Genomic DNA, 16,951 nt, shown 5'->3' on the forward strand with positions numbered 1-16,951 from the left:
ATCGGTCGAGGGCTTATCCCATAAGTACCCAAGAAAGTGAAGCTAAGCTTTGTAGCTGATGCCGATTACTTTCTCGGGGCCCAATAACACAACGTAAACCTAAAGTAATTACCGTTTCGTATCTAGTTTTCAAGGTGCAAGCCTTGAATGAAGCAGTACTGTTTTACAAACTATAGGGAATACTTCCCGGCTGAGGCGATCGTGGCGAAGGGGTTAACGCACCGGTTTGTGGATCCGGCATTCGTGGGTTCAAGTCCCATCGGTCGCCCTTGTCCCATTTAACGATGGGGATTAGCCAAGCGGTAAGGCAACGGACTTTGACTCCGTCATGCCTAGGTTCGAATCCTAGATCCCCAGTTTATTTACTTCCTTGCGGTCGTGGTGGAACGGCAGACACACCATCTTGAGGGGGTGGCGCTCACAAGGCGTGAGGGTTCAAATCCCTCCGACCGCATCCTAAGAAAAACCTGAAATCCCTTGATACATAAGGGATTTCAGGTTTTTTGCATTTCAAAAAAGTGAATTAATAAGTTGACGCGATGTTTATCTAGAGTTGAAAGACACTTCTGAGTCAGCCAGAGTAAAAAGTACTGAAACTGCACATAGAAGGTAAAGAATTTCCCCGTAGATGCGCCTGCAATTGTTTATACTAGGCTTAGATCTAGCGTGGAGGTGGAATTTTGGCGTTAATGGAGTCTATTTAATAATTTGTATGCACAAGTTACTTAAAAAAGTCTTCTAAGCTATGGGGGGATTACATTGAGAAGCGTAAGGTTAATCTGTTTGCTACTTTCTTTTATATTAATGACTTCGTCTTTCCCTTTTGGGGTAAGGGCAGATACAATTCAAAGACAGGCTGTTTCGGTTGTTGGTGATTTTACGAATATTGATTTTAATGCAACGGCTCCGACGGTTACAAATGGTGTTTATACGTTGGATACCAAATTTTTGGGAACGGTTACAACATCAACTGGAAGCAATTCAGCAGGAAGAAACAATGACAGCGATGGTTCCAATGTGTTCTTTATGGAGGCGAATACGGGAGCCATTAACTCCTTTAAAAGTGCTATTAATAAAACAGATCGATTCGGTATCCAAAGCCGAGTGAAGTTTAACAATACGACTTCTAGCCGAAGTTTCTTTGAGGTGAAGAGTACGACGCCACCGACGGGAACGGCTGCGTGGCCGACACTGTTGACGTTCGATGAGCTCGGAAGAGTCAAAGATTCGAAAAACAATGTTATTTCCACGTATGCTGCGGATCAGTGGTTAGACATCATCATCGACATGGATTCGCCTAACCATCGATACAGTGCATGGATCAATGGTGTTTTGGTTATCGAAAACGTTGATTTGGGCAATTATGTCGGAGTCCTCCAAAATAAAATTATTCAAAATAAAAACGCATCCAACGTACCTAGCCGGACTTCAATTGCTTATGTGAAAGCAGGTACAATTAGCGACCCCGTTCCACTAACCGGGCTTTCTATTCAATCATTAAGCGGAGACTTTTTTGTTAGTCAATCCACGCAATTAACACTGGTCAAAAATCCGCCAAATACGAATGATTTGAACTATAGCTGGGAATCAAGTAACGAAGGAATTGTTAAGGTAGATAATCAAGGCATAATCACGGGGATAAGCGCTGGAACGGCGCAAATTACAGTCTCATCTATTTTGAATCCATCCATAACGGCTTCGATGGATATAACGGTTAAAGCAATACCGACACCGATCCTAATCAATCCAACACATTTGAACGCCGATTACAGCACTGCTAGTCTTCAGATAAGCAACAACGTCGTAACGGTGGATTCTAATTTTGTCGGCTACATTACGACTACAGCGGGTTCAAACAGTGCCGGGCTGACAAGCGACGGTGATAATAATGTATTATTTATGGAGGCAGTTAGCAGCAGTTTAAACTCGTATAAATCCGCAATGAATAAAACGGGCAGATTTGGCATTCAAACCCGAGTTAAATTTAACAACACGAATTCCAGCAGGTCTCTCTTTGAGATGAAGAGCATGAATCCGCCGACGGGTACGCCTGCATGGCCTACTTTGCTCGTATTCGATCAATCTGGCAATATCAAAGATTACACAGGAAATGTGCTTGGCACTTATGCTGCGAATCAATGGTATGACATCGTGATCGATATGGATTCACCGAACCATCGCTACAGTGTATGGATTGACGGCATTTTAAAAGTAAATAACTTAGATCTGGGCAATTATGTCGGCGTCCTCCAAAACAAAATGATTCAGAATACAAATGCAAGCAAGACAGCAAGTCGGACTTCTATTGCTTACATGAAGGTTGGCGATATTGTTCCACCGGTGCAGGAACTTGTCATACCTGATATGACTGTTGACAAAGGGAAGGGAGCGATTTTAAAGTATCAGACTGTGCCCGATAAGGCGTTTGTCGATAAGGTCACATGGTCGTCCTCGAACCCTAGTGTTGCCAAATTATCTGGGAACGGACTATTAGCCCTGAGCACAGGATCGGCCATGATTACCGCGACTGAATCGTCGACCGGGATACACACAACGTTTCAAGTGACAGTCCAAGAACCGGCACATGTATGGAACTCTCACGCCGTAAGTCCTGGAAACCTGGCAGCGGTTCTAACATCATCCTACAGGCCTGAGCTTAATTATAGTTTCGAACAGATCATGACATCGGAGCTTCAAACTTATGTGGATATGAATGACAGCGATTTTATTCAAGAGGTTCAATCCGAATCTGCCAAAATTTTAATTCCTGATCTCCACACCAAGTTTGAGAAGTATGCCAGGCTGTTTGCTCAGCTGTACAAGCTGACAAATGACGCCAAATACGCAAAAAAGGCAGCACTTATCCTTTATTATCAGGCGCTTGATTATCCGCGAATTGTTGTGAATACTAATTATACAGATTTCTGGGGAGGAAATTATCAATTTCCACAGGATGCGGTATACGCTTACGGCACGCTGCTTGACACGGATATTTGGGGAGAGCTTGACCCTGCTGTTACAGCTTCAGAGGTAAAGATGACCATCGAGGAACTCTGGCTTAAGCCGGGAGCTTACGAGAATATCAGACTTGTAAACAGCATGAGGTTGAACAATATTACACCTTATGGCGGTCGCTCTTCTGTGGTAACGGGTATGCTGTTAAATGACCCTAACATGATTCGTGAAGTTATTGACATCTATGATCGGTTAATGAACGGAGACAATTATTTATTTGACGGCATGTGGTATGAAGAAACGACGAGCTATGGCGACCAGGCTGCTAACAATGTGAAAACGACCGTAGACGTATTAAAAGACTGGACGGATCCTGAGGGTTATGTGGATAACAGATTTGGACTGCATTTGAACAAGACGGATCTAAGTTCAAGGTGGCCTTTGCTGCAGATGTCCCTAGGCTATGGCACCGAGAAGATGATTTATCCGGATGGCACAGCAATACCGGTCAATGATACGTATGGAAAAACGGAAGATCCACAACCTTTGCCTATTATAAAGAAGAGTTTGCAGAACATTGAGTTGCCAGGATTGGGTTACTATGGCTTGATTCAGGGCGATGTAAATGAGGCTACCCAAGCCGGGCTCTTGTATCAGCCAACGGACCTTGGTTTTTCAGGCGGTCATACCCATGCGAACTTTTTATCGCTTGATCTGTGGGGAGCAGGAGTCGAAATACTGCCATATACAGGCTATCTGAATAGAACCACCTATGGTGATGGAAGTGGTGCTACCTTGCGATACCCGTCGATGCGGCCGCTTTGGAGAAATATGCCGTGGGTATGGAGGCAAGATGGAGCGAATACGGTGTCAACAGATGCTTGGGGAAAACCTGCGCTGCTAGCCTATGACTCCGGAGAGGCAAACGGGAAGAGGGTTCAGCTTGTGGAAGGTTCCGACCCGGGGCCGGAAGGCAAAGGCGCTGCCATGAATCGCAGATTGCTCATGATGGTGAATCTCGATGGGAATCGCAACTATACGTTTGATTTGACGCGGATGCAGGGTGGTCAGGCACATGAAATTTACCAGCGGGGCGCCGAGTTGGAGAATATGGATGTTCAGGTCCAAGGCATTCAGCTCACAGATACAGGAAAGGTCAATTTGCAGGAGTATCTGACAAGCATAAATAGCACGGAAGGTTTATCAACGGATAGAAATTTGCTGATGAATCCGAAAGCAGCTAACGGGGATACCAACTTTTCCTTCACATGGACAGGACAACAGACAGGAGCTTCGATCCGAACTTTCATGAATGCGGTAGATGGCTCGAACGTGTTTCTATCGAGTATCCCGACAGCTAGAAGAATTGCAACGAAAGGAGACGAATCCAACGATGTGACACCTCATCTTACTAGAAGGCACATTGTTTCTGACAGCAATCAAATTACGCAATATGGTGCTGTACACGAAATATTCAGGCAGGGTCAAACTGGCGAGATAGCCGATGTAGCGTGGTTTCAATCGGATGATGCGGATCCAATGACTAATATTGCCGTCGTAAGAAGCGAGAAATACAAGGATATCATCTATACGAGCGGCGATATGAAAGAACGAAGCTTTAATGGCATCACTTTTGCCGGCAACATCGCTTTGGCTAGAATCGATGTTACGACTGGCAAGCTCCTATTCAGTTACGTATATGGGGCTGGAAAAGTAGCCGTTCAAGATCATGTTTTACTCGGTTATGATACGCAACAATTCGAGATCATCGGAGCGACAACAGCTTCTCTCAACACGAGCCTCGATCCTCCCGTAAGACCAAACACGATTACCGTGAAAGGAAAATTCCCATATCCAAATGCACTGATCGGGCAGCGAATCCAAACGAACTTTGCAGATGGCTCGGGATATGGACTTAAAGTTAAAAATATCACCGAACTTAATGACGCTACCGTGATCGGCGTAGAGAATTTTAATCCCTTCCGCGTAACGGATCAAGGTGTGGAAACCATGTTTTTTCCGAAGTTCTCGATCCCCGGAAAGGCTTATGTGTCAGCTCTTCTGCCTAAATTTGCTTCATACAGCGAGCCGCTGGATGAAACAGACTCTGGAACGCCAAGCACAGAAACACCAGGCGCAGGGACAGGTTCATCTGTTACTCTTCCCGCCGCAGATGTTTCAGGCTCCAGGGTTACTATTGCAGGCCAGATACATCAAGACGGGAGCGTTACCGGAACGCTCAGTGCTCATGATCTGCGGACGGCTATTGAGCATGCAGATAAACACACGGTAACCATTAAGTTAGACAGTCCAGATGACGTGCAATCTGCTCAAATTCGTATTCCACTAGATCCATTTAAGGGGAAGGAAGATGCTATTCATCATCTTGTCTTGGAAATGGGACTAGGAACGGTTACATTGGCATCGGATTTGATAAAAAATGATCAATTATCTCAAGATGAACTTGAATTAATTATCGAGAAAACAGCTGCACCTCAACTGGGATTAGATGTTGTTTATGATTTCCGACTCTACATGGACGGTAAACCGGTAAGTCAGTTTAACGGACGCGATGTACAAGTGGAAGTTCCCTATCATCTAAAAGCTGGCGAGAACCCGAATAAAGTTGTCATTTATTTTCTCTCAGATGAGGGCAATCTGGAAATGATCAGAACTGGCAAATATAATACCGAAACCAATAAGATTACATTCTATCCCAAGCATTTTAGCAAGTATGCTGTTGTCTACCGAGACATTTCCTTCAAAGATCTTGCTGAAGCAGCCTGGGCGACAAACGCCATAGAAGGGTTGGCTGTTAGGGATGTGATTGACGGGATCGGCAGTCATCTCTTTCATCCTAATGGTGAAGTTACACGAGCTGAATTCACGGCTATGCTTATGAGGGCACTAGATATGGAAGATGCGAACGCAACAACTGCCTTTTCGGATATTGCTGCAGATTCATGGAGCTTTAAGGCAATAGCGTCGGCACAGAAGCTAGGGATTATCGAAGGAATGGAAGATGGCAGTTTCGGTGCTGATCGGCCCATTAGCAGGCAAGACATGGCGGTCATCCTGTATAGAGCTGCAACTAAGCTGAATATGATGATCCCATCTGCAAAGCAAGATCAAAGCTTTGTAGACGATTCGGACATTGCAGCTTATGCCAAGGTATCCGTCCACGAATTGAAAGCGGCAGGGCTGATGGATGGCATTAGTGAAAATACATTCATGCCGACTGCCTATACAACGCGCGCGCAAGCAGCAACAGTGGTTTTCAGATTCATTTTTCAAAGGATACAATAGTCGATAAATAAATTTTATTAACGGGCATTGGAGCTTGTGAGAATGGATCACAGGCTCCGGCCTGTTTTTTTATGAAGCTGCAGATGGTTAAGAAAGTGCACATCTAGGTCGAATATATCCACCATCAAGAGTCAATGGCTCTTTATACTAATAACTTGATGATTACATTAAGGATAGAAGGTGTGAATATTCATGATGCTATTTGAAAAAATGCTGCCTGCCCCTGGCAACGGCGGCTTTCGCATGGAAGGGTATTGGGTATGGTGCGGTTCGGTCATAAAAGGCGAAGATAATCGCTTTCATATGTTTGCATCCAGATGGCCCAAAGAACTGCCGATGCACCCGGGCTGGTTGGTCGCATCTGAGATTGTGCGAGCTGTTTCCGACACACCAGAGGGTCCCTATCAGTTTGTAGAAGTTGTTTTACCTGCCAGGGGGGCTGAATACTGGGATGGAAGGAGTACGCACAATCCGCAAATCCTCAGGCATCAGGACACTTATATTTTGTACTACATGGGGTCTACTCATCCTTTTCAAGATGTAACGGCAGATGAACAGTTGGACCTGAACGATCCAAGAACGATTGTAGCGCGTTCCAATAAGCGCATAGGCATCGCTACCACGGATAGGTTGGAGGGGCCTTGGAAGCGTTTGGATGATCCAATTTTACAGCCGCGGCCAAGTAAGTTTGATAACTTCTTCACATCCAATCCAGCTCCATGTATCCATGATGATGGTTCCGTTCTTCTTGTATATAAATCGAGAACGTATAAGCCGCGTCCTTATCCCGCTTTTTTACACAGCTTTGAAATGTCTTTCGGGGTGGCACGTGCTGATCATTATCTGGGATCCTACACGGCGCTTTCTGATGAATCGATTTTCCCGACGGACACCTTCAATTTGGAGGATCCCTTTATTTATCAAGTGCCTGGAGGCTATGAAATGATCGCCAAGGACATGACTGGCAACATCAGCGGCGAATACCATGGCGGTATGATTGCGAGATCGAAGGATGGCGTGAAATGGGAAACCTTGCAAGGGCAGAAATCCTATACCCGCGTAATCAAATGGGAAGATGGTACGGAACGAAGAATGGGGAGTCTAGAAAGGCCATTCATCTTGTTTCAGGATCAGAAGCCGACGCATATGTTTTTTGCGACAGCCGATGGGCCCGGTGAATTTACCAAGGCTGAAAACACATGGAACATGGTAGTACCTCTAAGATGAGTCTCTGGTAAAAGGTAAAGAAACTGCACGCTCTTGTAAAGTGAGTCCCTCGTTGCAGGAGGGGATTTGAATTATGATTACATTACATTCAAGAGAGTGATGGAAGATGAGGTGAGGGACGATGGGAAATATAATGAGTGAAGTAAAGGTAACGAATGAAAAGCCGGCAATAAGTGAAAAATCGTTCTGGACGAATCGACGAAGAGAAGCAGCTGTAGGGTTGTTTTTCGTCGCGCCGGAATTCCTTGGCATACTCTTGCTAGGAGTTTTCCCACTGTTGTTTTCGCTTTATCTGAGTTTTACGGAATGGAATTTGGTGGGTGGATTAAGCGCCATCCATTTTGTCGGATTTGACAATTATAAGGCGCTGCTGCATGATGACAAGTTGTTCTTTTCTCTTAAAAACAATGCGATCTATACGCTTGTTACGGTGCCGATCGGAATGGCGCTTGGATTTATTCTAGCTGTGATCATCAATTCCGTTGTTTATCTGAAAGAGTACTTTAAAGTCGTTTTCTTCATACCTTATATCGCGACAGGCGTTGCTGTCGCAACGGTGTTTACTGCACTGTTCCATCCTTCGAAAGGGCCTATTAACCATGTTTTGATGGAGTTTGGTATCTCGAATCCGCCCAAATGGCTTGGAAGCACAGATTACGCGCTTTGGGCTATTATTCTCGTAGCAATCTGGATGCAAATTGGGTATAACATTATCATCTATATGGCGGGATTAACGAATATACCAGAGGATCTGTACGAATCAGCACAAATTGACGGGGCTTCGTGGATGCAGAGGTTGTTGAAAATTACGTTGCCCATGCTTGGTCCAACAACGTTCTTTTTAAGTATCACCTCAATCGTTGCATCGTTCAAGGTATTTGATTTGATTGCATTTTTAACAGAAGGCGGTCCCAATAACGCTACAAATGTTCTTGTGTATTATATTTATGAAGAAGGTTTTAAAAACTTCAGAATGGGATACGCCTCTGCGCTGTCATGGGTATTGTTCCTCATAATCGCTGTCGTGACTTCCATAACCTGGCGACTTCAGAAAAAACAATTTTAGAGCGGAGGACGTACCGTGAGGACAAAAGCATTTTCAAAAATAATCATTACGATATGCATGGGATTCCTATCTCTCTTATTCCTATCTCCCTTGCTTTGGATGCTTTCAGCAGCGTCGAAGGTGGAGAAGGATGTCATGGCCTATCCGATTCAATGGATACCGGAACAATGGAATTTCATTGCTAATTTTAAAACGGTATGGTTGGGTCATGTGCCATTTGGGCTTAATTACTTCAACTCGTTGAAGCTTTCGCTCATTATGACGCTGTTCACTTTGCTTTTTGCTTCCATGGCGGGTTTTTCTTTTTCAAAGCTGAATTTTCCTTTTAAGAACCAGATTTTTATTTTATTATTATCCTTCTATTTGATTCCTTCCGAGTCGACACTCGTTCCTCGTTTTATCATGATTAGATGGCTGGGACTCTATGATACGCACGCAGCGCTCATTCTAATGGGATCTTTTACAATTGCGTTAACCTTCTTAATGAGACAGTTCATGTTAAGCATTCACCATGAATATCTGGAGGCTGCCCAGATTGATGGCGCCGGCTACTTACGCATATACTGGCAGATTGTCATTCCGATGGCCAAGCCTATTATTGCAACCGTAGGTATTTTGAAATTTTTGTGGACTTGGAATGATTATCAGAATCCGCTTATCTTTCTGATGAACCCTAAGTTATTTACAATCCCTCTTGGCATGGGTGCGTTTATGGACGAATACGCAACCAGCTACGCAATAACGATGATGGCTTCGGTCTCAGCTATTATCCCACTGGTCATTATTTTTATCGTTTTGCAGAAACAAGTCATCAACGGAATTGCCGGTGGTGGTGTAAAAGGATAGCACAATAAAGTGCACAAGCTTATCGATAAAGTGCACACATGAAGAGAACTAAACCGTTACAATAGCCATAGCAACACAATACATCGTTAAATAATAGGGGGAATAAGCATGAAAGTTTTAAAAGTGTTATTAGTATCCGGTCTTGCAGTTTCCATGTTGGCTGCTTGCGGAAAGCAAGAAGCTTCTCAAACTGCATCGGAAGCAACTAATGCTGCTGCAACGAAAGCACCAGCAACCTCCAATGGTCCAGTAACAATCAAGTACTATAACTGGGCTACAGGTCCTTCCATCGACCAGATCAATCAAATTATCTCGAACTTCGAGAAGAAAAATCCAAATATTCACGTTGAAAATGTGCAATTGGTGAACAACGGAAACTCGGTAGAGTTTTACAAGAAGCTTGACCTTATGGCGGCTTCCGGTGAGCCAATCGACGTGACGGATTTTTCCAATGTCGACTTTGTCACTGAAAGAGCTGCCCGAGGGGTGCTCGAACCGCTTGATGATTATTTGAAGAAAGACAGCATTAATGTCGACCAAACTTACTATATGACACCGAAATTAGACGGCAAAGTGTATGGATTAGAGAGCAGCAGTCAACTATGGCTAGTTGCGATTAATAAGGATGCACTTGACGCTGCGAAGCTGCCGGTTCCAACATGGGGCTGGACCTGGGATGATTTCCGTGATTACGCAAAAAAGATGACCAAAGGAACCGGGGATGCCAAACAATATGGCGCATTCTTCTTCACTTGGGGTGAGTATGCGAATATGTCTGCCTATATGGAACTGCCGCATCCGTACTTGAAGAAGGATCAGACGCCTGTTTTCGGCGACGAGTCGTTCAAAAACTTCTTTAACCTTCGCCGTGCAATGGAAAAAGATGATCAGTCCGTTAAACTGTACTCAGACGTTATTGGCGGCAAGCTGAGATATGATTCAGAATTCCTTAATGGTAAGGCGGCTATGATTCCAACAGCGAACTTTGTTGTCAATTTGATTAAGGATACGACGAAATTCCCTCACACATTCAAGACCGTATTCGCGCCGATGCCGGTTTCTTCCAAAAATGTCGAGGTCGGCACATCTAATCTCGGTGGAGGCTTTGTCAGTATAGGCAAAAGCTCGAAATACAAGCAAGAATCCTATGAATTTGCAAAGTATTTGACAGAGCAAATGGATGTTATTCGGGATCTCCCCGGCTTGAAAAATGTGGACAAGGATAAAGTAATGAAAGCGATTGTTGGCGATAGAACAGATTTGATTGATGTGGATTCCCTGTCAGCAACATTGTTTGACAAACGAATAAAATCCATTTATGATCCCTCTTACTCTACAGCCTACTCTAGTCAATTGAAGCCGGTATTAGAAAACGGACTGAGTGCATTCTTGCTCGATAATTTGACGCCTGAGGATGCGCAAAAGAAGATGATTGATGAAGCTAACAAAATTATTCAACAAAATAAGAAATAACGTTTATAGGCGGCCAGAAGGCTGCCTTTCTCTGTTCTCAACATTTCGAAAAGGTATGGTATATTGGATTAAATGAAACAGGAAGGTAGGGAGTCAACGGAAGTATGAACTGGCTGATGAGATTTTCATTTCACAGGAAAACCCAATTGTCATTCGCGATTTTTATATTGGTTCCACTCGCGCTAGTGAGTATTTTCTCATATGGTTTGCTGAAAAGTGTTGTCATTGATAAAGTTCGCACGTCTAATCAGAGTGTCGTCAACGTCATTTCATCAGATCTATCCAAAAATATAGAGGATATTATTTATGCTTCGTATTTGTTTAGCAACAAGGAAAGCAGCTTTTATAACGAGTTATTTACCTTCAAGGATGTAAAGAAATTGAACTCTTCGAACGAGTACTTTACTCAAAAACGGATAGCGGAATATCTGGACATGGCGTTCTCGAAAACATCAGGACTCAGCACACAAGTGTTTTTTGTGAATAATAATAATTTTATTACTTACGCCGGAAACAATTCCCTGGATTACGAAAATTTAAGGCAGTGGCTATCCCAAATTAAAAGTGATGAATTAGACAATTCTGACTCAAATCCACTTCTTTGGGTAATGGCTGAAAATTTGAAGCAAATGTATGCAAGGTCTTTTGAATCCTTTTATTTTGCCGTGAAAGTCATCCGTGATGTTGATAATGGAGAAAAGATCGGAACGTTATTCGTGGGTATTCCAACGGAATATTTTGAGAAACTGTTTGCGAGAAGTGGTTCAGGCCAAATTCAATTGTTTACTTCTGGTGGGGAATTGATTGAACGGTACCCTAAGGAACAGATCCAATTTGACCGTCGCAATGAGTTGGAGGTACAAACCACAATACCACGAGCTGGATGGAAACTCACCTATCAGATCTCCTCTGAAGAGATTACAGCGGAGATTTCTAAAGTTTTTGGCATTTACACGATAATTTTATCGTTGTGTATTCTCTCCTTTTTAATTATTTCAATATTTATCGCCAAAACACTCCATACTCCGCTTAACAAGCTCCGTAAAACAGCTGAGCGATTCGGAAACGGCAATCGGCAAATTCGATTTCAGGTCAGCGGCAAAGATGAAGTAGCCGTGCTAGGGAATGCTTTTAATCATATGCTTGATCAGATTAACCTGCTTATTGAGGAAGTGGAGCAGGAGCAGGAAGAGAAGCGAATGATTGAACTAGATGCGCTCTTTTCGCAAATTCGGCCGCATTTTTTACTCAATACCTTGAACTCGATCAAATGCAATCTAGTGACAGAGGGGGATTCTGTCAATAGTAAGCAAATCGATGCATTAATGAGCCTGCTGCGAGCTTACATGCATGTCAATGAAAAATGCACTCTGCAGCAGGAATGCAAACTGTTAGGCGATTATGCCGAAATTATGCAAATGCGAAACGACATGCAGGTTACTCTTCATATTCAGCTCGATGAGGAACTCGCGGATATGGAGGTGCCGCGACTATGCCTGCAACCGTTAGTTGAAAATGCCATCGTACACGGATTTGCAAACGAGGCTGAAGAAGCTGCCATCTGGATTACAGCGCAAATCGACGGAGGTCGTTGTCTCATCGAAGTGAAAGACAATGGTGAAGGCATGATTGAAACGGAAAGGAAAGAGCTATTGGATAGAGTTCTGTTGTCCACGCTTGATTCTCAGGATCCCAATCAACGGATTGGCTTGGCGAACGTGTATAAGAGGCTAAGGTTAACCTTCGGAAACGATCTTCGTATGGATATCCAGTCCAATGAATTTGGCGGTACTTCGGTGATTTTCATCTTTAGCACCCAAGATGTGCAGGAGAGGTGAGACGGAATGATAAAAGTGATGCTTGTTGATGATGATGCTCCGATGTTTCGGTTTTTGCGCTCCTTAATCCCTTGGGAAGAAATGGGATTGCAGATCGTTGCTACAGCCCAATCTGGCATTAAGGCTTTGCAATTATTTAAAGAATTGATGCCTCAACTGGTAATTACGGATATTGGGATGCCCAAAATGGATGGCATTGAGCTTGCAAACCAGCTAAGGCAGATTAAATCTGATGTGAGAATCATTTTTCTTACCTGCCATGCAGACTTTCATTTTGCTAAAAAAGCGGTTCAAGTGAGTGCAGATGATTACTTAATCAAAGATGAACTGACGTCAGACATGCTGAAGCAAAGTATTGAGAAATCAGTCAAGCTAATGGGATTGTTGCATAGCGAAAATACCGTATATCGGGAGGAGTTTGACAGAAACAGCGATATTTTAAAGAAGGCATTTTGGAAGCAAATTCTTTCCGGAGATCATTCGGAAATCGTTTTGAATTCGGGCAGGAGACTTGGTATTGATTGGAAGGATCCCTACTTTTTGCTGGGCATGTTCCATCTTGACTTTGCTTCACTGATTCGCCGTTACGGTTTGCAGGATAAGCAGCTTATTTATTATGCTGTGTACAATATTACCCGAGAGTTAGCCTCTGATGTCAATGGCTTATCGGTATTTGCAAATGATGAGTTGGAGTTATACGTGGTTATGAACTATCAGCGAAATTTGGCGGTCAATGCGCAAGAGGATTTCCGAAGGTTTGCAAGTGATTTGAAGAGCAAGGTGGAGCACTACTTGAAGCTTTCCAGTTATTTTGTATTAAGTTATGAATTTAATCGTTTATCTGTTTTCCCCCGAGTATTTGAGGAACTGAAAGTATATAACAGAGGATTGTATTATGATTCATCTTCGTTTCAGGTCATGTTACCTCGAGAAGTAAGAACGTTCACGAACACCTTTAATCCGAAAGGGGAAATCTTTAAGGAAACACTGCTGCAGAAGTTCCGCGATCATGATTTTGAAGGCTTTGTCGCAGAAATGAAGCACCTGGCAAAACGGCTGTTAGCCGATCAACCAACGCCTTCATCGATTATGATCCATCTTTCTCAGTGGGTTAGACTGATTGAATATGAAGCCGGGTATGAGATTGACCGTACCTTGTTTTATCAGGGATTAGAAAGTACAATACGTTTGCAAGAACTGCTTCAGAGCATTAATGAGCGAATTCAAAGAATGATTTCGGACGGCAGTGACTTAGGATCATCGGGAATGGATCAGCAAAAGCTTCAGTTGATTGATCGTTACATCATGGAACATTTGTCAGTAACGATCTCCTTAGTCTCGATCGCCAACCACATATACTTGAACCCCAGTTATTTCTCCAGATTCTTCAAGAAAATGACGGGTGTCAATTTCACTGATTATGTCAATCAGTTTAAGATGAATTTGGCACTTCAGATGTTACGAAACAAAGAAATGTCTGTGGAATTGATCGCTGCCAAGTTGGGCTACTCCGATCGTACATATTTTTCTAAAGTATTTAAGAAATATAATGGAATAAGTCCGGTTGACTATAAAAACAAAGATAGGAATTCTAAATAAATTAACAAGTAATTGCTGCTGCGGAGTACCTGCTTCGGGATGCTAAAGCAATTGCTGGAGAGTAGAAAACTGTCTCTCTGAATCCGTAAAGCGGCGGCCGGCAAATTTGCCATGGCCGCTTTATTTTGCGACAAATTAGTTAACCATCTTTCTCTTTAATCGTATCTCTAAACACCCCAGGCGTTACGCCAGTCGTCTGCTTGAATTTTCGAATGAAGCTGGACAAGTTCATATAGCCGACGTTATAGGCAACCTGCTGCAAATTCATAGGAGTATCCGTAAGCAATGTCTTTGCTTTATGCATACGCAGATCATTGACATAATCGGAAATATTACGACCTTCCTGCGCTTTGAAATAATGACTTAGATAGGAGACAGACATATTCATATGATCGGACAAGCCTTGAAGCGAGAAATGACATTCGTGGTAATTTTGCAGTGTATACTCTTTAATTTTTTCCATCTGTTTGTTCATCGGCTGTTCTTCGCGCGCTGCGTTAAAGATATCCGAACACAGCGCTTTGATACGATCCGATAAATCCTCAAGGGTCTCGTAGCGGGAGAGCGAGATGATATCGAATGCGCTGTCCTCGTCGTTTTTGAGGTAGTAATTGTTTTTGTAGATGGCTTGCTCAATCGTCTGAATGACATCATAGCATAACAGCTTGGCTGACATGAGTGGGATTCGCTTTTCTTTCATATTTTTGAAAATGGCATCCAGAACTTGAGTGAATCGATCTGCATTGTGATCGGTAAAATAGGTTTCCAGCAGTTCGAGCTGCTGCTTTGGATAGTAGCCTGCATTTTTTTGATTCGATTCGATTTCGCGGTACGAAATGACGGTGTTTTTTCCTTTAATGAGCCTGTAGTCGAGCGCGGAGCACGCTTGCAAATACGATTCTGAAAGGCTCGATAAAGACGGGAACCAGTTTCCAACGCCTACTGTACAAGAGAGCTGCAATTCCGATTGCAGTTTGTCGATCATAGTAGCGCAGATGTCTTCGTATTGCCGGACGTGATTGTTCTCGTCGGAAAGAACCAAAATTATCTGATCGTCGACCACATCATCAAGCACGAAGCCGCTATACCAATCCGCGAAGAGACTTTGCACACGAGAGCCAACCAATTGGGGACTCAACGTGGAAGGAGCGTCCAACATGACGATGACTACGGAAAAGAATTGACCAGAGATGGAAAGTCCATATTCAGCTCCGGCAATTGTAAACTCCTCGGTATCGGTAAAATGGCCTTTCAACAACTGATGGAGCAGTCTTTGGCGCATAATGGGCGAGGTGGACTGATATTTGCCCTCTAGCACGGTAATTTGTTTACTCATCTGATCGACGGCGGTTTTAACCGATTCGATGCCCCCGGGATTCGATTGATCTTTCCCAAGTAAGCTGGCCGCCAATCGGGACAGTTCCCCGAGCGGTTTATAATTCATTTTCATAAAGGCATAAATGAGCAGGACACCGATGATAAACAGTGTAAGGAATAAGATGAGCGTAGTCGTTTTGAGGCCCGATAATTTGTTGGTGACCGTGTCCGTAGGAAGAAAGCTGATGTAAGTCCAACCGCTTCGTGTAGAAGTGGTGCTGGATACAAAATAGGAGGATCCGCCTAAAACGATTTTTTCCGAAATCATCGATTTACGATGTTCAAACTGATCTGGATCGATGCTGTCCAAAGTTAGCGCTCCCATCATCGTAATCGGCTTGGATGCGCTGTCCAGGATGAGCACGCTGCTTTTGTTCGCGTTTAATGTTTCTTTCAAAATATCATAAATGGTTTTCTCTTGAATGAGGAAAAATACAGCTCCTGAGGGCTTCTCACTCATATATGGAATTGGGACAGCGTACAAAACGCTCTTTTGAACGGTTTGATCACCGCTCATCTGTCGGATAGGTTTAACATAAATGTTGGAGCTCGCATTGAGCTGTTTTTGCAAGTCTTCCAGTTTCCAGTCTTCGTAGGGGTATAAGACACTTGAGAAGTATTGCGGGTTGAAAGTCCCTTTAGGTGAATATAGCAATTCATGGCCAAAGTAATAAATGAAGAAGTTATCAAAAAAATTGTTTGGTATGCTGAAATTTTTGAGCAGATTAATGGCAAAAACGACATCGGTAAACTTATTAGCAATAGATGAGCTCGATAAATAAGGATTGTTCGAGATTTGGATAGATAACTTGTTGAGTTCCTCCACGCGATTGTCGATCGAATTCTTGGCTTGTTCCAGAAGCACTGATGTGTTGGAGGTAATTTCTTTATTCAGTATGCTATTGAACATGCTAAAGGCTAGAAAAGCCAGGATGAGCACGGGAATAAAAAACAGAGCTGTGTAAGAGATCATGTATTTGGTAAATAGCTTGGGTTTAAACATCTTGTTATTCCGTCCTTTCTAGCAGCGTTCATCAAAAAAAGAAAGCGTTTACATTAAAATTGTTTTAATTCTCATCTCTTAGTATAACTCTCCCGGGCAAGTTGATAAATCGGATTATTTGAACCAAGTATCGTTCCGGCGCTCGTATAGCGGATGATCGTAAATTGTGCATATCGGCACAAATGTTGTGAATTTACAAAGCCGACTGTATTTAATAAGGTAAGAACGATTACGGGGAACATGCCACTGCGGGCCTCCCCT

The 16,951-nt window shown here is 43.2% G+C and carries 8 protein-coding genes and 3 tRNA genes; 10 read left to right on the plus strand and 1 reads right to left on the minus strand.

The window, feature by feature from the left end; genetic code table 11:
• The first annotated feature begins 195 nt into the window (after window positions 1-195).
• The 10 genes from ABE504_RS09185 (at window position 196) to ABE504_RS09230 (ending at window position 14,310) form a co-directional block, all read left to right on the plus strand.
• A tRNA-His gene (locus ABE504_RS09185) sits at window positions 196-268 on the plus strand.
• Window positions 269-285: 17 nt separating this feature from the next.
• Window positions 286-357 (plus strand) — tRNA-Gln (locus ABE504_RS09190).
• A 15-nt stretch (window positions 358-372) separates the two neighbouring features.
• Window positions 373-454: transfer RNA gene (locus ABE504_RS09195), tRNA-Leu, on the plus strand.
• A 305-nt stretch (window positions 455-759) separates the two neighbouring features.
• Window positions 760-6,261 (plus strand): S-layer homology domain-containing protein, encoded by a 5,502-nt coding sequence (locus ABE504_RS09200; protein WP_430087443.1) that lies wholly within the window; start codon window positions 760-762, stop codon window positions 6,259-6,261.
• 192 nt (window positions 6,262-6,453) lie between these two features.
• The gene (locus tag ABE504_RS09205) at window positions 6,454-7,488 is read left to right on the plus strand and encodes a glycoside hydrolase family protein (RefSeq protein WP_430087445.1); all 1,035 of its coding nucleotides are present in this window, start codon (window positions 6,454-6,456) and stop codon (window positions 7,486-7,488) included.
• Window positions 7,489-7,609: 121 nt separating this feature from the next.
• Complete coding sequence (locus tag ABE504_RS09210; RefSeq protein ID WP_430087447.1) at window positions 7,610-8,554, plus strand: carbohydrate ABC transporter permease; 945 nt, start codon at window positions 7,610-7,612, stop codon at window positions 8,552-8,554.
• A 57-nt stretch (window positions 8,555-8,611) separates the two neighbouring features.
• Window positions 8,612-9,400 carry a carbohydrate ABC transporter permease gene (locus ABE504_RS09215; protein ID WP_430088664.1) on the plus strand — a complete coding sequence of 263 codons (789 nt, stop codon included), beginning with the start codon at window positions 8,612-8,614 and terminating at the stop codon, window positions 9,398-9,400.
• Window positions 9,401-9,508: 108 nt separating this feature from the next.
• Window positions 9,509-10,873, plus strand: a complete 1,365-nt coding sequence (locus ABE504_RS09220) for an ABC transporter substrate-binding protein (RefSeq protein WP_430087449.1) — start codon at window positions 9,509-9,511, stop codon at window positions 10,871-10,873.
• Between the two features lie 104 nt (window positions 10,874-10,977).
• Window positions 10,978-12,711, plus strand: coding sequence for a sensor histidine kinase (locus tag ABE504_RS09225; RefSeq protein WP_430087451.1), 1,734 nt, complete (start codon window positions 10,978-10,980; stop codon window positions 12,709-12,711).
• A 6-nt stretch (window positions 12,712-12,717) separates the two neighbouring features.
• Window positions 12,718-14,310: a response regulator transcription factor gene (locus ABE504_RS09230; protein ID WP_430087452.1), complete on the plus strand. Its 1,593-nt coding sequence runs from the start codon at window positions 12,718-12,720 to the stop codon at window positions 14,308-14,310.
• 139 nt (window positions 14,311-14,449) lie between these two features.
• Here ABE504_RS09230 and ABE504_RS09235 read toward each other — a convergent pair whose 3' ends face one another.
• Window positions 14,450-16,690 carry a helix-turn-helix domain-containing protein gene (locus tag ABE504_RS09235; RefSeq protein ID WP_430087454.1) on the minus strand — a complete coding sequence of 747 codons (2,241 nt, stop codon included), beginning with the start codon at window positions 16,688-16,690 and terminating at the stop codon, window positions 14,450-14,452.
• Window positions 16,691-16,951 lie beyond the last annotated feature (261 nt).

The organism is Paenibacillus oryzisoli (genome assembly GCF_050467285.1).
Taxonomy (GTDB): Bacteria; Bacillota; Bacilli; order Paenibacillales; family NBRC-103111; genus Paenibacillus_E; species Paenibacillus_E oryzisoli_A.